Annotated in this window: 21 protein-coding genes and 1 pseudogene; 12 read left to right on the plus strand and 10 right to left on the minus strand. The window is 72.7% G+C overall.

Going from position 1 to position 19,756, the window contains the following annotated elements:
• Positions 1-4 precede the first annotated feature (4 nt).
• Positions 5-1,906 (minus strand): alkyl/aryl-sulfatase, encoded by a 1,902-nt coding sequence (locus OG594_RS20415; RefSeq protein ID WP_266600947.1) that lies wholly within the window; start codon positions 1,904-1,906, stop codon positions 5-7.
• Between the two features lie 287 nt (positions 1,907-2,193).
• On the opposite strand from OG594_RS20415, the gene OG594_RS20420 reads away from it, so the two are divergent.
• Positions 2,194-3,033, plus strand: coding sequence for a dienelactone hydrolase family protein (locus OG594_RS20420; RefSeq protein ID WP_266600950.1), 840 nt, complete (start codon positions 2,194-2,196; stop codon positions 3,031-3,033).
• 30 nt (positions 3,034-3,063) lie between these two features.
• Here the strand turns inward: OG594_RS20420 and OG594_RS20425 are convergent, their stop codons facing one another.
• Complete coding sequence (locus OG594_RS20425) at positions 3,064-3,468, minus strand: RidA family protein (RefSeq protein WP_266600952.1); 405 nt, start codon at positions 3,466-3,468, stop codon at positions 3,064-3,066.
• Positions 3,469-3,750: 282 nt separating this feature from the next.
• On the opposite strand from OG594_RS20425, the gene OG594_RS20430 reads away from it, so the two are divergent.
• Positions 3,751-4,551 (plus strand): class I SAM-dependent methyltransferase, encoded by an 801-nt coding sequence (locus OG594_RS20430; protein WP_266600954.1) that lies wholly within the window; start codon positions 3,751-3,753, stop codon positions 4,549-4,551.
• Between the two features lie 10 nt (positions 4,552-4,561).
• Here OG594_RS20430 and OG594_RS20435 read toward each other — a convergent pair whose 3' ends face one another.
• The 3 genes and pseudogenes from OG594_RS20435 to OG594_RS20445 all read right to left on the minus strand — a co-directional run.
• A complete protein-coding gene (locus tag OG594_RS20435; RefSeq protein ID WP_266600956.1) occupies positions 4,562-5,455 on the minus strand; it encodes a hypothetical protein in 894 nt (297 codons plus the stop codon).
• Entirely contained in the window at positions 5,452-5,790 is a 339-nt protein-coding gene (locus tag OG594_RS20440) for a PadR family transcriptional regulator (protein ID WP_266600958.1), read from the minus strand. Before OG594_RS20440 ends, OG594_RS20435 begins: the two co-directional genes overlap by 4 nt.
• Positions 5,791-5,893: 103 nt before the next feature.
• Positions 5,894-6,562: pseudogene (locus tag OG594_RS20445) on the minus strand (NADPH-dependent F420 reductase); the annotation flags it as partial.
• Positions 6,563-6,747: 185 nt separating this feature from the next.
• Between OG594_RS20445 and OG594_RS20450 the strand changes: the two are divergent.
• Positions 6,748-7,443, plus strand: coding sequence for a GNAT family N-acetyltransferase (locus OG594_RS20450; protein WP_266600962.1), 696 nt, complete (start codon positions 6,748-6,750; stop codon positions 7,441-7,443).
• A 54-nt stretch (positions 7,444-7,497) separates the two neighbouring features.
• Here the strand turns inward: OG594_RS20450 and OG594_RS20455 are convergent, their stop codons facing one another.
• On the minus strand, positions 7,498-8,208 hold the full coding sequence (locus OG594_RS20455) for a hypothetical protein (RefSeq protein WP_266600964.1): 711 nt from the start codon (positions 8,206-8,208) through the stop codon (positions 7,498-7,500).
• 342 nt (positions 8,209-8,550) lie between these two features.
• On the opposite strand from OG594_RS20455, the gene OG594_RS20460 reads away from it, so the two are divergent.
• From OG594_RS20460 to OG594_RS20500, 9 genes are all read left to right on the plus strand, one after another.
• A complete protein-coding gene (locus tag OG594_RS20460; protein WP_266600966.1) occupies positions 8,551-9,438 on the plus strand; it encodes a CAP domain-containing protein in 888 nt (295 codons plus the stop codon).
• 212 nt (positions 9,439-9,650) lie between these two features.
• Positions 9,651-10,214 (plus strand): hypothetical protein, encoded by a 564-nt coding sequence (locus tag OG594_RS20465; protein ID WP_266600968.1) that lies wholly within the window; start codon positions 9,651-9,653, stop codon positions 10,212-10,214.
• 403 nt (positions 10,215-10,617) lie between these two features.
• A complete protein-coding gene (locus tag OG594_RS20470; protein WP_266600970.1) occupies positions 10,618-11,385 on the plus strand; it encodes a thioredoxin family protein in 768 nt (255 codons plus the stop codon).
• On the plus strand, positions 11,382-12,035 hold the full coding sequence (locus OG594_RS20475; RefSeq protein WP_266600972.1) for a TlpA disulfide reductase family protein: 654 nt from the start codon (positions 11,382-11,384) through the stop codon (positions 12,033-12,035). The genes OG594_RS20470 and OG594_RS20475 overlap by 4 nt, the downstream gene beginning before the upstream one ends.
• The gene (locus OG594_RS20480; RefSeq protein ID WP_266600974.1) at positions 12,032-12,808 is read left to right on the plus strand and encodes a cytochrome c biogenesis CcdA family protein; all 777 of its coding nucleotides are present in this window, start codon (positions 12,032-12,034) and stop codon (positions 12,806-12,808) included. The genes OG594_RS20475 and OG594_RS20480 overlap by 4 nt, the downstream gene beginning before the upstream one ends.
• Positions 12,809-12,888: 80 nt before the next feature.
• The gene (locus OG594_RS20485) at positions 12,889-13,485 is read left to right on the plus strand and encodes a hypothetical protein (RefSeq protein WP_266600976.1); all 597 of its coding nucleotides are present in this window, start codon (positions 12,889-12,891) and stop codon (positions 13,483-13,485) included.
• A 34-nt stretch (positions 13,486-13,519) separates the two neighbouring features.
• Positions 13,520-14,251, plus strand: coding sequence for a response regulator transcription factor (locus tag OG594_RS20490; RefSeq protein ID WP_266600978.1), 732 nt, complete (start codon positions 13,520-13,522; stop codon positions 14,249-14,251).
• Entirely contained in the window at positions 14,248-15,660 is a 1,413-nt protein-coding gene (locus OG594_RS20495; RefSeq protein WP_266600980.1) for a HAMP domain-containing sensor histidine kinase, read from the plus strand. Before OG594_RS20490 ends, OG594_RS20495 begins: the two co-directional genes overlap by 4 nt.
• A gap of 67 nt (positions 15,661-15,727) precedes the next feature.
• Complete coding sequence (locus tag OG594_RS20500; protein WP_266600982.1) at positions 15,728-16,315, plus strand: GNAT family N-acetyltransferase; 588 nt, start codon at positions 15,728-15,730, stop codon at positions 16,313-16,315.
• Between the two features lie 48 nt (positions 16,316-16,363).
• Here the strand turns inward: OG594_RS20500 and OG594_RS20505 are convergent, their stop codons facing one another.
• The 4 genes from OG594_RS20505 to OG594_RS20520 form a co-directional block, all read right to left on the minus strand.
• Positions 16,364-17,098 carry a hypothetical protein gene (locus tag OG594_RS20505; protein WP_266600991.1) on the minus strand — a complete coding sequence of 245 codons (735 nt, stop codon included), beginning with the start codon at positions 17,096-17,098 and terminating at the stop codon, positions 16,364-16,366.
• A 475-nt stretch (positions 17,099-17,573) separates the two neighbouring features.
• Positions 17,574-17,999, minus strand: a complete 426-nt coding sequence (locus tag OG594_RS47120) for a transposase (RefSeq protein WP_323185309.1) — start codon at positions 17,997-17,999, stop codon at positions 17,574-17,576.
• Between the two features lie 380 nt (positions 18,000-18,379).
• Complete coding sequence (locus tag OG594_RS20515; protein WP_266600993.1) at positions 18,380-19,174, minus strand: SGNH/GDSL hydrolase family protein; 795 nt, start codon at positions 19,172-19,174, stop codon at positions 18,380-18,382.
• Complete coding sequence (locus OG594_RS20520; RefSeq protein WP_266600995.1) at positions 19,161-19,727, minus strand: PadR family transcriptional regulator; 567 nt, start codon at positions 19,725-19,727, stop codon at positions 19,161-19,163. The genes OG594_RS20515 and OG594_RS20520 overlap by 14 nt, the downstream gene beginning before the upstream one ends.
• Positions 19,728-19,756: the final 29 nt, after the last annotated feature.

Raw genomic sequence — 19,756 nt, forward strand, 5'->3', positions numbered from 1 at the left:
GCCGTCAGGGGGTGACGATCGCGAAGTCCGGGTCGGGGGAGTCGAGGTAGGAGAAGAGCTCGGCGACGACCGAGGGGTCGCCGTCGAGGGCCACCCCATCGCGCCGCAGGAGGTCGTCCAGCGGTAGGGCGCCGAGCAGGAGCCCGCGCAGGAGGGGTTCGTCGAGGACGAGGACGGCGTGCGGGCGCCCGGCCGCGGGGTTGTCCCCGCGGACACCGGTCAGGACGCCGTTGCCCAGGCGCAGCGTCAGCGGGTCCGAGCCGGGCAGGGCGAACCGTACGGCGACGTCCGCGTGCCAGGCCCGGGGCCCGTCGATCCGTACGGCGAGGGAGTCCACCAGCTGGTCCAGGCTCAGGGCGGCGAGCACGTCCGGGGACGCGGCGGTGGCCGGTGTCCCGATCTGCTCGCCGCGCAGTTCCTGGGCGCCGGTGAGGTAGAAGTTGCGCCAGGTGCCGTTCTCGGCGCCGTAGCCGAGCTGCTCCAGGGCATCGGCCTGGAGCTCCCGGGCCTCTGCGTTCGACGGATCGGCGAAGACGACGTGGTCGACCACCTGGGCCACCCAGCGGAAGTCGCCCTCCTCGAAGGAGGTTTGGGCACGGCGCAGGACCTCTGCGGCACCGCCCATGAACTCGACGTAGCGGCGGGCGGATTCCTCCGGCGGGTGCTGCCACAGGAGCGCCGGGTTCCCTTCGAACCAGCCCATGTACCGCTGGTAGACGGCCTTGACGTTGTGGCTGACCGACCCGTAGTAGCCGTGGGTGTGCCAGGCGGCCTCCAGCGCCGGCGGCATGCGCAGCGTTTCGGCGATCTCGGTGCCCGTGTACCCCTGGTTCAGCAGGCGGACCGTCTGGTCGTGGAGGTACGCGTACAGGTCCCGCTGCTGCGCCAGGTACGACATGGCCCGCTCGCGACCCCACGTGGGCCAGTGATGGGAGGCGAAGACGACGTCGCACCGGTCGCCGAACAGTGCGATGGACTCGGTGAGATAGGCGGCCCAGGCGCGCGGGTCGCGTACGAGGGCGCCGCGCAGGGTCAGCAGGTTGTGGAGGGTGTGGGTGGCGTTCTCGGCCATGCACAGCGCCCCGTGATCGGGCAGCAGCAGGTTGAACTCCGCCGGGGCCTCGGTGCCCGGGGTCAGCTGGAAGACCATGCGCACGCCGTCGACGGTCTCCTCCTGGCCGGTACGGGTGATGTCGACGGTCGGCGGGATCAGCGTCACCCGGCCGGTGGAGGTGGTCTGGCCCAGGCCCGCACCGACCTGGCCGCGCGGGCCCTTGGGCAGACCGGCCCCGTACATGTATCCCGCGCGGCGGGCCATCGCCGTGCCGGCGTAGACGTTCTCGCTCGCCGCGTGTTCGAGGCAGCCCTCGGGCGCCAGGACCGGGACCCGGCCCGCGTCGACCTCGGCCTGGGTGGTGACGCCCTTGACGCCGCCGAAGTGGTCGGCGTGGCTGTGGGTGTAGAGGACGCCCGTGACGGGACGGTCCCCGCGGTGGGCCCGGTACAGGGCGAGCGCCGCGGCCGCCGTCTCCTCGCAGATCAGTGGGTCGATCACGACGACGCCGCGCTCGCCCTCGACGAGGGTCATGTTCGACAGGTCCAGGCCGCGCACCTGGTACACGCCTTCCACGACCTGGAAGAGGCCTTGGAGGGCGACGAGGCGGCTCTGGCGCCACAGGCTGGGATGGACCGTGTCCGGACGGTCCCCGTTGAGGAAGGCGTAGGCGTCGCCGTCCCAGACGACGCTCCCGTCCTCGGCCCTGATCACGCAGGGCTCCAGGGCGGCGACGAAGCCGCGGGTGGCGTCGTCGAAGTCGGCGCGGTCGGCGAAGGCGGCGCTGGCGCGCGCTGTGCGGTGAGCGGCGCCGATCGATTCGCAAGCGTCGTGTCCGGGGCCGTTCTCCATCGGGTGAGCCTCCTCGGGCGGTACCTGACCGGCCCCGACCGGACCGGGCGAGGGCCCCACGGCGGGCGCCGCCGCTCCACCCCAGCCTCACCCGGCCGCACTCCGCACGCCCGGCGCGTTCCGCCGTCCGGGTGGTGGGGGAGGGACCGGGCGGCTCCGCGCCACCATGGTGCTCGCCCCGTCCTCGGCGGGCGCAGAGAAACGTGTCCCGTTCGCTTGACCACGGGGCTCTACTTATCGGTAACTTGATGTCGTCCAGGAGAGGGCCGTCAAAAGGAGCGGGGCGCGTGGCAGACCACGACCTGAGCGGGTTCGAGAAGAGCACGTTCACCCACGACGGCGCCACCCGCCGGATCCTGCGCTGGGGCACGGGCCCCGCGGTGATCGTCATGGCGGAGATCCCGGGCATCACCCCCAAGGTCATCGCGTTCGCCGAGCACGTCGCGGCGTCCGGATGCACGGCCGTACTCCCGGTGCTCTTCGGGGAACCCGGCCGTGACGCGGATCCCGGCGCGGTCGGCCGGTCGAGCGCCGGCCGCTACATGGCCTCGTCGCTGTGGCGGGTGTGCGTGAGCCGCGAGTTCACGCTGCTGGCCACGGGGCGCAGCTCGCGCGTCGTACGGTGGCTGCGCGCCCTGGCGGCCGCCGAACACGAGCGCTGCGGCGGTCCCGGGGTCGGCGCCGTAGGAATGTGCCTGACGGGCGGATTCGCCCTGGCGATGGCCACGGACGAGCGCCTCGTCGCCCCGGTGCTCTCCCAGCCCTCGCTCCCGCTGGCCTGCACCGCGAGCCGCGCGGGCGCCATCGACATCAGCCCCGAGGACCTCGCGGTCGTCCGCGGACGCTGCGAGCGCGAGGGGCTCCAGGTGCTCGGGCTGCGCTTCCGGGGCGACCGGCTCGTCCCCGGCGACCGGTTCGCCCACCTCCGGCGGGAACTCGGGGACGCCTTCGTCGCCATCGAGCTGGACGCGAGCGCGGCGAACCCGCAGAGCGCCCTCGCACCGCACTCCGTCCTGACGGAACACCTCATCGACGAACCGGGACAGCCCACCCGGCAGGCGCTCGACGCCGTCCTCGACCTGTTCCGCACCCGGCTGCTCGGGGAACGGCCCGCGCCTGCCGCGTGACCGCTTCGCACGACGGGGACCCGGCCCCCCTCAGGACTCTTCCCGGGTGATGACCGCGTCGACCTCCACCTCGACGAGCCAGTCGGGGTCGATGAAGCGGGACACCTCGACGAAGGTGGTGACGGGCCGGACGGAGGCGAACCGTTCACCGTGCGCCCGCGCGGCCTCCTGCCACCGCGTCACGTCGGTGAGCATGACGCGGGTCCGTACGACGTCCTCCAGTGACGCCCCGGCCTCCCGCAGGGCCCCTTCGGCGATGTCCAGGCACCGTACGGTCTGGGCGTGGACGTCGCCGGGGCCGACGGTGGAACCGTCGTCCGCGAGGGGAGCGGTCCCCGCGACGGCGACGTACTGTCCTGCCCGCACCGCCCGGGAGAAGCCGATCCGAGGCTCCAGCGGCGATCCCGAGCCGACCTTCCGATGTATGTCTGCCATCTCTTCATGCTGCCAGAGGCGCGGCTGACGAGGCGTCATACCCCCGGGCGCGTTGCGTGGACCCCTGGGTCATCGAGTGGCAACCTGGGCGATATCGCCGTAAATATCCAATTTTGCTCACTGTTCAGGTGTGCGTCGTGTTGAAACCTTCCGCCTCCCTGGGTAGTCCAGTGATTTGTATATGTCGGTCGTCGACGTATGGTGGGTTTTGAAGATCCCTCCCGGCGGCAGCCGCTCCTGCCCGCCGCCGGGGGTTCACGTTGCGATGGAGACGGAGTGCTCATGGCCACCAGGAAGAACCTCACCGCGAACCGGGAATCCCTCGTCCACAAGGTCCGCTACGCCGCGAGCCGGCCCCACCGCATCGCCCCGTACCTCAGGCGGGCCGCCCGCGACCGGTGGCTGGCCTTCAAGCACCCCGACCACGTCAGCTACTACCGGGCCGTGATGGCCTCGGACACCCGGCGCAACCCCGAGGCCGCGGTCGGCAGCCAGACCCACGAACGCTGGCTCGTGCTCGGGCAGATGCAGTTCGACTACCTCCTCGGGCACGGCCTGAAGCCCGCGGCGCGCATGCTGGACATCGGCTGCGGCAACCTCCGCGCCGGCTGGCGGTTCATCGACTACCTCGACGCGGGCCACTACTACGGCATCGACATCTCGCCCGACATCCTCATCGCCGCGAAGCGGACCCTGACCGAGCGGGGGCTCCAAGCCAAGGTCCCGCACCTGACCCTCACCAAGAACCTGACGCTGGACTTCCTCCCCGACGGCTACTTCGACGTCGTCCACGCCCACAGCGTCTTCTCGCACTCGCCGCTCGACGTCATCGACGAGTGCTTCGCCCACGTGGGTCGGGTCCTGGCGCCCGGGGGGCACTTCGACTTCACCTTCGACCGCACCACCGGCACCGAACACCAGGTGCTGCGCGAGGACTTCTACTACCGCACCGAGACCCTCATCGACCTCGCCGCCGGGCACGGGCTCTCCGCGCGCTTCATGGAGGACTGGGAGGAACTCGGCCACGGCCAGTCCAAGATCCGGGTCAGCGTCGCCGGATCCGACGTCGACGCCGAGGTCTGACCCCGTCGGCTCAGGCGTGGCCGGCCGTGTCCGAGTGCCTACGGCGCCACAGGCGCACGGCCAGGCCCGCGGACGCGAGCAGGACCAGGCACGGCAGCGCGGTGTCCTCGCTCACCACACCCGCGAAATACCCCAGGACGAGGAACGGGGCCGCAGCCAGGGCGAACTGACCGGCCGTACGGATCTCCGACAGCGCTGGACGACCCGCCAGGACCAGGGCGGCGGTCACGGTCACGGCGAAGCGCCACAGCACGATCATGCCGAACCCGCCCGCGTCCAGCAGGCCCAGGAGCACCACGGACAGCGGGGCCCAGAGCATCAGCGCGACCAGCCCCGTCGTGGTCCTGATCCGGCAGGGCGGGTGCAGGTCCGGGGGACAGAGCAGCGGGAGCGCGGCGATCGCCAGGGGCGGGGCCAGGTAGGCCAGGTACTCCAGCGGCATCTCCAGGGCGTCCGGAAGCACCGCGATGACGAAGCACGCCGTGCTTCCCGCAACGCCGGCGAACGTGGTCCGCGCGCCGGCGGCGAAGCGCCCGCTCAGCGCCACCACGGCGCCGATGAGGGTCAGTACGGAGAAGCCGCTCATCACGTACCCGAACGGGGTCTCGACGTCGGGACGACCGGTGACGTACGCACGGTTGAGGGACGAGGCGAGCAGGAAAGCGGCATGTGCGCCCGTGGCGGCCAGCGCGAAGGGAGCCGCCGCTGCGAAGAGGCGCCCGCCGCGCTGCGCCGAACCCACCCCCAGGCGCAGCCGCAGCGCGTGCGCCACGATGTCCCCGGCCTCCCGCAGCCGGGTGAGCGGACCGGCGTCCTCGGTCGCCTCCCGGTAGGCCTCGGCTATCTCGTCGCCGAACGCGCGGCGGAAACCCGCGGGATACAGGCGCAGCAGACGGCGGTTCACGCCGTGGCCGTCTCTCCGGAGACGCCGAGGCGGCGCGCCGCCTCGCGCGCGGTGGCGGCGATCCGCTGCGCTTCGGCGGCCAGGCTCTGCCGGCCCTCGGTGGTGAGGCGGTAGGTGCGGCGCAGTCGGCTGTCGACGATCTGCTCCTCGTGGACCTCGATCAGTCCCTGACCCAGCAGCCGCTCCAGGGCCCCGTACAGGGTGCCGGTGCGCATCTTGACGCGTCCGCCCGAGATCAACTCCACCTCGCGCGCGATCGCGTACCCGTGTCGGGGCTCGTCCGCGAGCGCGGTCAGGAGGAGGAGGGTCGGTTCCTGCATCGCACGATCACTCATGCCTGCATGATAGGTCACCCACCGGCATATGCCGCCCGAGGGGACGCGCCCCGCCGCGGCTCGGCGGAGAGCGCCCCCTCGGGACCGGAAACCTTGGTGGCGGTCAGCCGCGGAAATCCTCCGGGCGGGTGGGCGAGGCCTCGGCGAGGGCCTTGGTGACCGCTTCGACGCCGTCCCGCAGTCCGTAGACGGGCGTGTCGGGCTGCTGGCGCCAGGAGTCGTCGAGGCCGCCCGCGTCGACCGTGTCGAAACCGAGCTCCTCGATCAGGGCGCGTACGGCCTTCTTCGCCGCGGCGTCGTCGCCCGCGACGGGCAGCGCCATCCGGTCCGCGGCGCCCGCCGGGCGGTGCCGGTCGAGGATGTCCTGGGCGTAAGTGCCGTTGAAGGCCTTGATGACGGGGTGTCCGAGGTGGCGTTCGGTCCAGCGGCTCTCGGTGAGACCCTCGTCCTCGACGCCGGCGATCCGGCCGTCGCGCTGGCGCGGGTAGTAGTTGCCGGTGTCGATGACCGCGAAGCCCTCGGCGGCCTCGTCGAAGAGGCCCGCCGGCAGGTCCGGCACCTTCTTGAAGGGGATCGTGACCACGACGATCTCGGCACCGCGCGCCGCCTGCGCCACGGTGACGGGGGTGGCGCCGGTCTCCTCGGCCAGTGCGGCCAGGGTTTCGGGGCCGCGCGAGTTCGCCACGGAGACCTCGTGGCCGAGGGCCGTGAGCCGACGGGTGAGGTTGCCGCCGATGTTGCCCGCGCCGATGATGCCGATCTTCATGAGCTCTCCAGTGCGTCCGGGATCAGTGTCGCGTCTGCATCAACCCCCGTCGGCGGCCCGGCATTCCGCCCCGTACCGCTCATCCCCCGGACGGGCGACGGGGCCGGGCCGCCGCCGTCTCCGGCCGGGAGCGACCCCTCCGGCGGCGGGCGGGCGGGAGCCGCATACAGTGCCCGCGTGAGGAGACGGCGATGATCTGGCGCAGGGGAGCGCGCGGCCCGCAGCCCGCGCCCGACCGGTGCGGCGACGGCCGCCACGCGATACGGACCGCGCGATTGGTCCTGCACACACCGCGCGACGTCCTGGACGTCGAGATCGGCGCCGCGGCCGGTGCCGACGCCGACGCACAGCGCTGGTTCGGCTGGATCGCCGACTCGCTCGTCACCGCGGAGACCGCCGCGCACCTCCTCGCAATCCACGACGGGAACCGGGCCGAGCGGCTCCGCGCCTTCCCGAAGGACGTCCGCCGGGAGCTGACGCGACCGGTGGTGCTCCCCGCCCCCGGTGTGGACGAGCGGTTGCTCGCCGTCGACCCGGCCACGGGCCGGGTGGCCGGGATGAGTTCACTCGCCGGGGACGACGGCGGAGCCATCGGCATCTGGCTCGCCCCGGCCTTCCGGGGCCGGGGCCTGGGTACCGAACTCGTCGCGGCGACCGCCCTGTTGGGCCACGAGCACCTCGGTCTGCAGTCCGTGCGGGCCGGCACCGAGAACGCGAACCACCGGTGCCGGGGGGCCCTGCGCGCCGCGGGATTCGTCCCGGACGACGGCCCGGAGCAGCACACGCTGCCCGACGGCAGGGTCGTCGACGGCGCCTGGTACCGGCACGACGCGACCGGTACCTCCCGCTGCGCCGCACTCCCGGACAGTGCGGTCAGCCGGGCGTGAGCCCGCGGGCCCCGCAGGCCCCCCAGACCCGGCAGACCTCGCGGAACCCGCAGGTCAGGAAATCGCGTACCACTGGCTGGCCCAGCCGGTGTTGATGGTGCTCGTGGACTGCTCGGCGAGGTTCACGGTGGGCGGCAGCGAGGTCTGACCGGTCAGCAGGGTGCTGTACCGGAGGTTCGGCGGCGTCAGACCCGCATTGACCGAGATGCCGGCGCCCGTGGACTTCAGGGTGAGGCCGTTGGTCGCCCAAGTGCCGTTGAGCAGCAGCGCGATGAAGTAGGTCCCGGGGGCGGCGGTGAACGGCTTGCCGAGGGCGAACGGTTTGGCGATCGCGTCGGTCATCAGCTGGGGGGAGATGTCCGGAGTGGTCGCGACGAGGGCGCCCTTGGCGTCGTACACGCCGAGGTAGCAGTTGGCGAGCTGGGCGTTCGGGTCGATGCCGGCCAGGCCCAGCCAGACGTTCGACCAGGTGATCTGCTCGCGCAGGACGATGCGTACCAGGGTGACCCGACCGCCGACCCCGGCCGGCGACTGGGCGGTGACGTGCCCCGCGTCATTGGGGTCCCCGGTCCACGCCAGCAAGTTCTGGTCCTGCGGCCGCGGTCCCTCGAAGCCGGACCCGCCGCCGCCCTGCGCGGGCACGGTGGCCACGGAGCTCGACGCCGCGGGCCGGCCGTCTCCCGGCGAGGTACAGCCGGCGAGGGCGAGCAGCGCTGCGAGCGCGGTCACGAGACCGGTCGTGGCGGTGGTGGTGCGGGTGCGCATGGTCCCCCCATGAGGTGCGGATCTATCGACGGACATGATCACACGCCGCCGGTGCGCGCCCGCCCGCGGCCGAGCCCCGAGCCCAAGACGAGGTGTACGGGCTGTGACCTGCGCCGAACTCTACGCACGGGCGCTCGGCGCGGGTTCGTCGAGGGCTCGCCTCCGGTTCGTCGGGGCCGTATCGACCGAACGACGGGGGAGTGCCCCGGTTCGTCCCCTGAACCGACCCTGCGGGCTTCCTTAAGAGAACTTGAAGAACCCCTCCAGCGTGCGGATTTCACTGATCACGACCCTAGGCTCGGTCGTACCCCACCCCCTTTCCCTCTGTGAGGTGCTACAGGCATGAGCAGCCGAACTCCCGCAACGCCGTCCCGCGTCGAAGCGCGGCGGAAGAAGGCGGTGCGCACGCGCATCGTCCTGTCCCTCACCGCGGCCGCCGCGGCGGTGGCGGTCGGCGTCGCCGTTGCCGATTCCGGCGGCGGTACGCAGGTGGACCAGCGGGCCGACGGCGCCACCGGATCGAAGACCGGGACGCCGACCCCCGCGGACACCGCCGGGACGGCGAGCCCCACCGCTCCGCTCCCCGAGGTGACGGCCGACGCCGCGGCCGCCACGGGCTCGCTGCCGCCCGAGACGCCGGCCGCCGAGGGGACGGAGTCTGCGGCTCCGGAGAAGCCCGCGGCGAAGGAGGACAGCCCGGCCAAGTCCGCCCCGGCCGGCAAGCCCCCGCGTACGTCCGGCGGGAGCACCGGCGGCGGCTCCGGTACGTCCGGCGGGTCGGGCGGGTCCGGTGGCTCGTCCGGCGGCTCTTCGGGCGGTTCGTCCGGTGGTTCCGGCAGCTCCTCGAGCGACGCCGAATCCGCGGTCCTCGCCCTGGTCAACAAGGAGCGGGCCACGGCCGGCTGCGGCCCCCTGACCGTGAACGCCAAGCTGAGCGCCGCGGCGCGCGCCTACAGCGACACCATGGCCCGCAGCGGCGTCATGTCCCACACCGGACCCGACGGGTCCACCATGACCAGCCGCGTGGAGGCCGCCGGCTACGCGTGGTCCCGGCTCGGCGAGAACATAGCCCGCGGCCAGTCGGACGCCGACGCGGTCATGAAGGCCTGGATGAACAGCTCCGGCCACCGGGCCAACATCCTCAACTGCTCCTTCAAGGAGATCGGCATAGGCGTCCACAAGGGCGACGGCGGCCCGTGGTGGACGCAGAACTTCGGGACGTCGAAGTAGGAACCCTCCCCCTGTTCCTCTCTCCGGTCCCTCCCCGGCCCCTGGCAACGGTCACCCCCCACCGGCTGCCGGGCCGCACACGTCCTCCGACCCGTACGCGGGTCGGAGGACGTGCGCGTTCGTACGCGTGGCAGCACGGGGCGGCGGCGCTCCGTCGTGCTGTGCGGGGGACTCGGTGACGGGCCGGCCGGGTCATCGGCCACTATGGGGCCGTGCCTCGATTTCCGCGCTACCTGTTCATATGGCTGTCGTGCACGGCCACCAGCGTGACGGCCGTGCTCGGCACGGTCCAGTTCGTGGTCGGCTCCACCCGCCATACGCCGCCGGTGGCCCGCTCCGCCCCCATGGTCTTCGATTCGCCGCCGGCGTGGCTGGCGCAGGAACCGTCGCCGGGTCCGCCGTCCCCGACCGCCTCCGCGTCCCCGAGCCCCTCGCCCACGGTGACCGAGGCTCCGACCCCCTCGGCCCCGTCCTCCCCGCCCGCGAAGCCCACGGCAGCCGCTCGGACCCCCGCGCCCAAGCCCCGCGTCGACTGCGAGAACGGCGGACCGGGCCTGCACACCGTCCCTTCGCAGGGCGGCAAGGTCACGGTGCGGTACGGGAGCCGCGGCGTGTGCCTGATCTCCGCGGTGCCGAGCCGCGGCTTCAAGGCCACCACGTCACAGACCGACGACGACACCCTGACGGTCACCTTCAGCGGCTCGGACCATCGGTCGGTCATCACCGCGACGATCGACCCGATGGCCAAGGCCAGCGTCCGCGAGACGTCGTTCTGAGGGCTGCCTGGACGGCCGGACGGTCGGTCGCCGGTCGGTCGCCGGGCGTCGGTCGTCGGCAGGGGGTTGGCTGATCGGCTGCCGGGCCGGACCGCGGCTGCGTGACCGTTTCGGCCCGTACGCACCGCTCGGTCCCCCTGACTCCTTTCGCCGGATTCCCCTCCCCGTATGCACTCATCGGACGGGGCCCGGTGAAGCGGAAGGTGAGCTGTTCCTTAGGGGAACCTCAAGATCGCGCCCAGGCGGTTCGCAGGGCCCGCCGCGGTCCTATGCTCACGTCAGCCGACCGGCCTCCGGCGCCCGGGCACACCGCCCCCGCGAACCGCAGGACCGCCGGCTTCACCGAGTCGGGAGGCTGCTCGCCCTTCCCGTAGTTCTCAGCGCGCCTTGGGGTGTCTTCGTCATGACTTCTCGCATACTCCGACCCGCCCGTGCCGGCCACACCGCGCGGCCCCGCTCCGCCGCGCTCCTGGGTGCCCGACTGCCGCTCGTCGCCGCTGCCGTGGTCGCGGCGGGTCTGTGCGCCGCCTGCGGGCCGTCCTCCGAGACCGTCGGATCCGCCGCGCCCACCACGGCCAGTGCGTCCGCCCAGGCCCTCGCCGCCGCCGCGCCGTCGGCCTCCGCCTCCGCCTCCACCGAGGCCTCCCCGAGCGCTTCGGCCTCGCCGTCGGCGTCCGCCACCGCGGGGGCCTCCTCCTCGCCGACCCCCTCCCGGACCCAGAGCGGCTCGGCCGCCCCCAAGCCGGCCCGTACGTCCGCGGCGCCCGCGCCGGCCCGGGTCCCCGGACCCGGCTACGACAGCTCGGCCGACGCGCAGAAGCAGATCGACGCCGCACTGGCCGCGGCCAAGGCCGACGGGAGGACGGTGCTGCTCGACTTCGGGGCCAACTGGTGCGGCAACTGCAAGGCCGCCGACAAGGTGTTCGCCCAACCGCAGACGGCGGCGATCCTCGGAGCCTCGTACCACCTGGTCAAGATCGACATCGGCGGCAACAGCTCCGCCAACTCCGCGCTCCTGCGCAAGTACAGCCCCTCGGGCGGCACCTACACGATGCCCGTGCTGGTCGTCGTCAACTCGTCCGGCAAGGTGCGCACCGACACCCACGCCACGGGCAACCCCTCCCTCACGGCGGAGGGGATCAACGCCTTCCTGCGCAAGTGGGCCTCGTGAGACCAGCGGGCCCGCGCCGGGTCCGGGTCCGGGTGCGTACCGCGGCCCTGGCCGGAGCCGCCCTCGCGGCGGCCGTGGCCGGCTGCGTCTTCGCCGCCGTCGGCACGGTCGCCGCCGACGGCAGCCGTGCGGAGGCGGCGGCCGGACCGCCGATCGCGGTCAGGGCCGCGGTCGGAACCGCGGCCGGGGCCACGGTCATCGACCCCGCCGACCGGCCCGCCGCGCCCGCGCTGGCGGGCGACGACCTCGACGGCAAGCGGGTCGCCCTCGACGGCTTCCGGGGGCAGGTCGTCGTGCTCAACGTCTGGGGGTCCTGGTGCGGCCCCTGCCGGGCGGAGGCCGACGACCTGGTGCGGCTCGACCGGCAGACCCGGGACCAAGGCGTCCGGTTCCTCGGGATCAACACCCGCGACCCGAACCGCGCTGCGGCCCGGTCCTTCGTCCGCGCGCACGGCATCGACTTCCCCAGCCTCCACGACCCCACCGGCGAACTCCTGCTCCGCTTCCCCCCTGCCCTCCTCAACCCGCAGGCGATCCCCTCGACCCTCGTGATCGACCGCCGCGGACGCATCGCCGTCAGCATCGGCGGAGCGGTCACCGGGGACGAACTCGGCCCGCTGCTCTCGCGCGTGATGGGGGAGGCGTCATGACGACGGGCCTGGTGCTCGCCGCCGCGGACACCCCCTCCCTCCTGCACGGCACCTTGGCCGTCGCCGCCCCGGTGGCCTTCCTCGCGGGACTCGTCTCCTTCCTCTCGCCGTGCGTGCTGCCGCTCGTACCGGGCTACCTCAGCTACGTGACCAGCCTGTCGGTCTCCGACCTGGCCGAGGCCCGCGGCGGGCGCCGCAGCCGGATGGCGGCCGGCGCGCTGCTCTTCGTCCTCGGCTTCACCGCGGTCCTCGTCTCCGGGGGCGCCCTGTTCGGCTACTTCGGCCGCACCCTGCTGGCCCACCAGGAGGTGGTCACCCAGGTGCTCGGTGTCTTTACCGTGCTGATGGGGCTGTCCTTCATGGGGTTCCTGCCGGGTTTCACCCAACGGGAGTTCCGCAGCCACCGGAGGCCCGCCCTCGGACTGGCCGGAGCCCCCGTGCTGGGCGCGGTGTTCGCGGTCGGCTGGACCCCCTGCATCGGCCCGACGCTGGCCGCCGTACAGGCGCTGGCCTGGAGCGAGGCCAGCGCGGCCCGCGGGGCGCTGCTCATGGCCGCGTACTGTCTCGGCCTGGGGCTGCCGTTCGTCCTGGCCGCGCTGGCCTTCAGACGGGCCCTGGGCGCCTTCGGCCTGGTCAAACGCCACTACCCGTGGGTCCTGCGGATCGGCGGCGGGATGCTCGTGCTCGTCGGCGTGCTGCTGGCCACCGGGGTGTGGAACGACCTGGTGTACCGGCTGCAGTTGTGGAGCGCGGACTTCACCACCGCCGTATGAGCGGCTGCCCGTCGTACGGGTCCGACCCGAAGACCCGAGAACCGATCCGTTTTCCTGACACAAGGGGCACAGAGACCCAGATGAACGTTTCCCCGCGTACGAGGCGCACGACGCGTACCCGGACGGCCCGGACGGCCCGGACCGTGGTCGCCCTCCTCACCCTGGCCGCGCTCACGGCCTGCGGCGACCAGTCCGCCGAGGACGACGCGGCCGCCGGCGCAGCGCCGCCGCCCACCACCAGCTTCACCGAGAACGGGGTCACCGTCACCCTCTCGGTGTCCGACTGGCACGCGCCGAAGGGCACGCTGACCGCCGTCTTCACCCCCGAGAAGAAGGGCTTCCACCTCTACAGCACCGAACTGCCGCCCACCGGCGTGGAAGGCGTGGGCCGGCCGACCGCGATGGACGTCACCGGGGTCCTCAAGGCCGACGGGAAGCTGACGGCCGCAGCCGACGTACGGTCCATCAGCGTGCCCGGCGTCGACGCCCCGATGCCCGTCTACCCGGACGGCCCCGTCACCACCACCCTGCCCGTCCGCGCCGACGGCAACGGGGCCGCGACCGTGCTGCTCGGATACGCGAGCTGCAGCGCGAAGGAGGGCTGCACCATTCCGGTCGCCGACCGCCCCGTACACCTGCGCCTCACCGACGACGGCCCGACGTTCGCCGCCCCCTAGAAGGGTCCCCGGACCGAACCCCTAAGGTGTGCCCATGCCCAGCGTCCTGGTCGTGGAAGACGACCCCAGCATCCGCCAGTCACTCATCGAGGTCCTGGCGGAGCACGGGTATGCCGTACGCAGCGTGGGCGACGGGTTCGGCGCCCTGCGCGAGGTCACCCAGACGCCCGTCGACGCGGTGGTCCTCGACCTCGGCCTGCCCGATCTGGACGGGGGAGACGCACTGCGCATGATCCGGGGCATATCCTCCGTCCCCGTCCTGGTGGCCACCGCCCGCGACGACGAGACCGAAATCATCAAGCTCCTCAACGCCGGCGCCGACGACTACCTGGTCAAGCCCTTCTCCGGAGGACAGCTCATAGCCCGCCTCTCCGCCGTACTGCGGCGCACCAGCCACGTGCCCCCCGCGGGCGCCGGCCACACCGGGCCCGGGGCACGGCCGGCGCCGGCCGCCGACCCGCTGGGCGCCACCACCGTCGGCGAGCTGGCGGTCGACCCCGGCGCGCGTACCGCGTACCTGGCCGGCCGGGAGCTCCACCTCACCCGACGGGAGTTCGACCTGCTGGCCTTCCTCGCCCACCACACCGGCCAGGTCGTCTCCAAGCGCCGGCTGCTGACCGAGGTCTGGCGCGAGCCGTACGTCGACGACCAGACCGTCGACGTGCACCTGTCGTCGCTGCGCCGCAAGCTCGGCGAACGCGCGGCTGCCCCGCGCTACCTGCTGACGGTCCGCGGCGTCGGCATCAAGCTCGTGGCCCCGCGGTGAGACGCTCACTGGCGGGAGTCGCGCTCGCCGTGACGTCCATGGTCGCCCTCTCCTTCCTCATACCCCTGGGCGCACTGGTGATGTCACTGGTCAAGGAGCAGAGCGTCACCGCGGCCGAGCAGCGCGCCGCAGCCCTCGCACCCGTCCTCACGCTCACCACGGATCCGTCCGCGCTGCGGGAATCCGCCGCCGGACTCGACGCGGCGGAGCACCTGGTCATCCATCTCCCCGACGCGCAGAGCCTCGGCGACTCCCAGGCTCCCGTGAAACTGCTCGAACGGGCCCAGCAGGGACGCGAGTCCATCTCCCAGAAGACTCCCGGCGGATGGATCTGCCTACAGCCCGTGGTGCTCCCCGGCGACCGGGTCGCCGTCATCGAGAACTTCGTCCCCGACGAGGAACTGACCCGCGGGGTCAAGGCCTCCTGGGCGGTCATGCTCCTGCTCGCGGTCGGCCTGGTCGGCGGCTCGGTGCTGGTCGCCGACCGGCTCGGAGCCAAGGTCGTCCGGTCCTCCAAGAAGCTCGCCCAGGCCTCGCACACCCTCGGTCAGGGCAACCTGGATACCCGCGTGGAGCCCATGGGCCCCAAGGAACTGCGCGACGCCGGCGTCGCCTTCAACGCCATGGCCCACCGCATGACCGAACTGCTCGCCATCGAGCGCGAACTGGTCGCCGACCTGTCCCACCGGCTGCGCACCCCGCTGACCGCCCTGCACCTGGCATCGGAGCGGATGGCCGGCACACCGGAGTCGGCCAGGGTCGAGGCGGCGGTCCACGCACTGGAATCGGAACTCCAGGCCATCATCACCACGGCACGGACACCGCTCGCCGTGGGCCCGATGGGCCACGGCATGCGCAGCGCGGAAACGAACACGGGCCGGACGCCGACCGGGACGGGGCCGGCGTCCGAGTGCCCCCGGTCCGAGGCCGCCGAGGTCGTGCGGCGCCGGACCGCCTTCTGGTCGGTCCTCGCGGAGCAGCAGAACCGCCCCTGCTCCCTGGACCTCACCCAGGAGCCCACGGCCGTCAGCCTCAGCGACGACGACATCGCCGCGGTGGTGGACGCGCTCATCGGCAACGTCTTCAGCCACACCCCGCCCGGCACCGCGTTCGGGGTCCGCGTCGCCCGTACCGCCCAGGCCGTGGAACTGGTGGTGGAGGACGCCGGGCCCGGCATCCCGGAACCGGACCGGGCCCTCTCCCGCGGGAGCAGCACGGGCTCCTCGGGGCTCGGCCTCGACATCGCCCGCAGGGCCGCGGCCGTCACCGGGGGCACGATGCGCATCGCACACGGCCCGCAGGGAGGCGCGCACATCACCGTGGTCTTCGCCCTGGCACCGCCCGCGCCGCCGGAGCGCGGACCGCGCGGCTCGCGCAGGCGTGCGCGGTGGTGGCCGCGCACGCGGTGACCGTGCACGGGCCCGCCGGGCCGGTGATGGGGAGGATGGGCCGCCGGAGCTGTGGCAGGATGCCGCGATGATCTCCAACTCGCCGATACCGCATGTGGTTCCCGCAGGTCGTATGGCCCGGTCGGAACAGCCCGTGCTCGCGCTGACCGGTGGGTGGGAGCTGCGCCTCTGGCACCAGGACGACGCGGACGCGTTGTGCGCCGCCGGCCAGGACCGGACCGTTCGCCTCTGGAACCGGCTGCTGGTGAACTCGCCGGAGGAGGCGCGTCAGCGGATCGAGCGCATGCACCGGCGGTGGCGGGCCGAGCTCGGCGCGATCTGGGCCGTCGCCCGGCCGGACGGTCCGGCCGTGGGCCTGATCGGCTGGAACGACGTCGACCTCCAGGGCGGCAGCGCCGAGATCGTCTACTGGCTGCTGCCCGCGGCCCGCGGCGGGGGCGTCGCCGTCGAGGCGACACGGCGGGTCAGCCGGTGGGCACTGGACGACCTCGGCCTGCACCGTCTGCGGTTGTGCCACTCGGTGGCGAACCCGGCGTCGTGCCGCGTGGCGGACAAGGCCGGATACACCTTCGAAGGCACCATGCGCGGCGCACTGCTGCACGCCGACGGATGGCACGACCAGCACCTGCACGCCCTGGTCCGGGGCGATGTCTGATCCCGCGACGGCCAGCGACCGCAAGGGGTGCGGCAAGGGGTGCGGCCGTCAGCTGCAATCCGACAGGAACCGGCCTTCGAGGTGGTCGGAACTGAGGAAGAGGAAGCCGCTTCCGTAGCCGAAGTTGAGGAAGAACGGGTCTGCGGCGTCTTCACCCCGGTCCTGGAACTGACAGAGGAACCGCCAGGAGGCGTCGATGCCGAAGGCCCGGTGGTTGGGGTAGACGGCTTCGCCGCCCTGGAAGTCCTTGGGTCCTTCCTCCTCCGGGAATTCGACCTCGGGGCCCTCGCGCCGCAGCCACCGCGCGAAGGCGGCGGCCCGGTTCGCCGCCTCGTCGAGTTCCGGCGGCAGCGGAGTCAGGTCCGTGAGCCATTCGACGGGCACCTCCGTGTCGTCCGGACCCCACCGCCACAGGGTCCTCCCCCGTGTACCGGGAGGCCCGACCGACACGAAGGACGGAATCCGCCCGCCGGGCTGGACGAGGACGACGGCCTCACCGTCCTCCGGTGCGGCGCCGCCCATGTCCATGTCCTCCTCGTGCAGGAACAAGTACGCGAGGCGCACCTCGTCTCCCGGCACCCGGAACTGTCCGACGAACACGAGCGGCTCGCTCGTACGCGGATGCACCGGCCAGGCCGGTCCGTCCAGCCAGACCGGCTGCCCGCCGAACTTCGACACCGGTTCCGTGACCGGCTCGCGCGCGGCCCGGAAGGACATCCGCAGGCGCGGCAGGAAGGCGGCGTCGTAGGGGCCCGCGGCCCGGCCCGTCGGTTCGGAGTTCACGCCTCCGACGCTACGCCACCCCACCGACAGCACCCGTCCCTAGTCTTGACCTGCCGTAGAAGTGCTTTGTTAGGTGGTGTCGTGGGGCTGCCATGGGACGGCTTGTTGGCAGGCGGGCGGCGGTGACGAGGGTGACGTGGCGGTGCCAGCCGATGAACGAGGGGCCCTCGAAGTGGTTCAGGCCCAGGCAGGTTTTCGCTCGCGGTAGTCGTGCTCGATCCGCCAGCGGGCTTTCGCCAGCCGGACCAGGTCCTGGCGGGGATGTCGGCGGGCAGGTTCGATATCCAATACCTGACGGGCTCGTCGTGCCCTTCTGGCCATTGCGCGATCAGCCAGGACAACGGGATCGTGCCGTCGGCAGGTTTGGGCTGCCGGCCCGCGAGGCGGACGCGCAGGAGCACGAAGTGCGCGCTCATCGCAGGCTTGGCGCTTGCGCGTCAGGTCAGGGTCCGCCCTCGATCCCGGCCCGCGGCCATCACGTGGTCACGTAAGGAGACCGGGCGGGTGCGGTAACGGTCCGAGACCGCCGTATGCGGGCTGGTGCGGTTCGGCGTCCTGTCCGTGGGCAGGCATCTTGCCTTTCGTCTGGAGCACCCAGGCCAGGCCGCGGTCTTTCTAGACCGTGCCGGAAGTCCGCGTTCGCACCGTAGCCGGTGGTGTCCGCAACCAGGACAGCGGGCCGCAGCCCGGTAGCGGCAGGTTCATCGAGCATGTCCAGGGCCGGCTGCCACTTGGGCCGGTGGTGGACGGTGTCGGGGATCCGGCAGGCCCGCCGACGCGCTTCGGCTTCGGGCTCGTCCCAGGCGGCCGGCAGGAACAGGCGCCAGGACAGTGGGCACGAGGCGGTATCGGAAGCGGCGTGGACACTGACGCCGATCTGGCAGTTGCCGACCTTGCCCAGGGTGCCCGAGTACTACCGTGCCACCCCGGGCGAGGAACGGCGGTCCTTGGGGGAACCGGTGTCGTCCACCACTCACACCTGCGGCCGCACCGCCGCAAACGCCCGCCATGCCAGCCGAGCCCGCACCTGATCGACCGGCCAGGTCGAGGACGTCATGAACTGCTGCAACCGCTGATGGTCCACCCCGAGACGCTCGGCCGTCCAACAGCAGGCCCCGCAGATACAACTGGCCCTTCTCCAGCCGGTCCCGCCGCACCAGCGGCGCGAACACCTCGGAGGCGAACTCTTCCAACCGGCCCCGCACCGCCGCAAGCTCCCCAGCCCTCATGCAGCCAGCGAACTACCGCACGCCCGACCTGAGAAGACCAGCCAACAAAGCGCTACGGGTCGACGGCGGAGGCCAGCGGCAGCAGTGCGGGGCGTTTCGCGGTGCGGCCGTCGCCGGAGGAGCGGCCGCGGAGGCGGCGGCCCAGCCAGGGGCCGAGGAACGCGGCCGCCCAGCGTAGTTCGGCTGCCATGGCCATGGTCGAGCCCCCCGGGGCGATCGGCCGCGGTGGCAGCGGGTGCGTCCAGGTGTCGTCGCTGCCGGGCAGGCCGACGGCGTGGGCGAGGGCCGCCGCGATCCGTTCGTGGCCGATGGGGCTGGCGTGCAGCCGGTCGTCGGTCCACATCCGCGGGTCGGTCACGGCGGCCGGCCGGGCCGTCTCGGCGACGGCGACCCCGTGGCGGGCGGCCGCCGCGCGGATGCGGTCGTTGAGGTCGGCTATGCGCGGTGCGGCGGGTCGGGCGAGGGGCACGAGCACGCTGAGGTCGGGGAAGGTCACCGTCGCCACGTGGGCCCCTGCGGCCGTGAGCGCGGCGAACATCTCCTCCAGGTGCCCGGCGACTTCCGCGGCGTCGAACCGGGGCCGGAGGACGTCGTTGACCCCGGCGACGACGGTGGCCAGGTCGGGGCGCAGGGCCAGGGCTGGGCCCAGTTGTTCGGCGCGCACCTGCCCGGCGAGACGTCCCCGGACGGCCAGGTTGGCGTACTGGAGGCCGGGATTGACGGCGGTGAGGTGTTCGGCGAACCGGTCGGCGAAGCCGCGCAGGCCCACGGAGTCGTCCCCGTCGCCGAGGCCTTCGGTCTGACTGTCGCCCAGGGCGACGTAGCGCAGGTACTCACCGTTCGGCACGGGCCAGTCTCTCCTTCAGGATCGCCGCGCTCCGGCGGCACCAGTCGCGGTGTCCCTGCTCGAAGGCGAGGCCGCGTAGACCGGTCAGGTACCCGCCGATCCGCTCGCCGTGGAGCAGGAACTCGTCTTCGTCCATGTCGCCGCGCATCTTCCGCAGCACCTTGCCGATCAGTTCGATCTTGGCGTCGGCGGCGGCCGCGCGCGCTTCGAGCTGCGCGATCACCGGTCCGATGCCGATCCGGTCGGCGGTCTGGACCTTGACGAGCAGGTCGTCACGGATGACGGAGGACTTCAGCGGGGCTGCGGCGAACTCCTCCAGTTCGGTGCGGCCGGCCGCGGTGACCCGGAAGAGGCGTTTGTTGGGCCGGGCCTCCTGAACCACCTCGCGGCCCTCGACCAGCCCTTCCTTCTCCAGCTTGGCCAGCTCGGCGTACAGCTGCTGGGGCAGGGCGTGCCAGAAGTTCGCGACGCCGATGTCGAAGGACTTCGCCAGTTCGTAGCCGCTGAACTCGCCGTCCAGCAGCGCCGCCAGTACGGCATGTCGCAAAGCCATCGCGGTCGCCCCTTCCCCTTCCTCGCCAA

Origin of the sequence: Streptomyces sp. NBC_01214, assembly GCF_026340975.1 — a bacterium.
In the GTDB taxonomy this organism is placed as follows: Bacteria; Actinomycetota; Actinomycetes; order Streptomycetales; family Streptomycetaceae; genus Streptomyces.

Coding starts and splice junctions, on each gene's coding strand:
- OG594_RS20425 (WP_266600952.1), bottom strand. CDS start 3,468: ATGGCAGACATACATCGGAAGGTCGGCTCGGGATCGCCGCTGGAGCCT.
- OG594_RS20415 (WP_266600947.1), bottom strand. CDS start 1,906: ATGGAGAACGGCCCCGGACACGACGCTTGCGAATCGATCGGCGCCGCT.
- OG594_RS20490 (WP_266600978.1), top strand. CDS start 13,520: ATGCCCAGCGTCCTGGTCGTGGAAGACGACCCCAGCATCCGCCAGTCA.
- OG594_RS20485 (WP_266600976.1), top strand. CDS start 12,889: ATGAACGTTTCCCCGCGTACGAGGCGCACGACGCGTACCCGGACGGCC.
- OG594_RS20470 (WP_266600970.1), top strand. CDS start 10,618: ATGACTTCTCGCATACTCCGACCCGCCCGTGCCGGCCACACCGCGCGG.
- OG594_RS20440 (WP_266600958.1), bottom strand. CDS start 5,790: ATGAGTGATCGTGCGATGCAGGAACCGACCCTCCTCCTCCTGACCGCG.
- OG594_RS20450 (WP_266600962.1), top strand. CDS start 6,748: ATGATCTGGCGCAGGGGAGCGCGCGGCCCGCAGCCCGCGCCCGACCGG.
- OG594_RS20520 (WP_266600995.1), bottom strand. CDS start 19,727: ATGGCTTTGCGACATGCCGTACTGGCGGCGCTGCTGGACGGCGAGTTC.
- OG594_RS20430 (WP_266600954.1), top strand. CDS start 3,751: ATGGCCACCAGGAAGAACCTCACCGCGAACCGGGAATCCCTCGTCCAC.
- OG594_RS20480 (WP_266600974.1), top strand. CDS start 12,032: ATGACGACGGGCCTGGTGCTCGCCGCCGCGGACACCCCCTCCCTCCTG.
- OG594_RS20460 (WP_266600966.1), top strand. CDS start 8,551: ATGAGCAGCCGAACTCCCGCAACGCCGTCCCGCGTCGAAGCGCGGCGG.
- OG594_RS20500 (WP_266600982.1), top strand. CDS start 15,728: ATGATCTCCAACTCGCCGATACCGCATGTGGTTCCCGCAGGTCGTATG.
- OG594_RS20455 (WP_266600964.1), bottom strand. CDS start 8,208: ATGCGCACCCGCACCACCACCGCCACGACCGGTCTCGTGACCGCGCTC.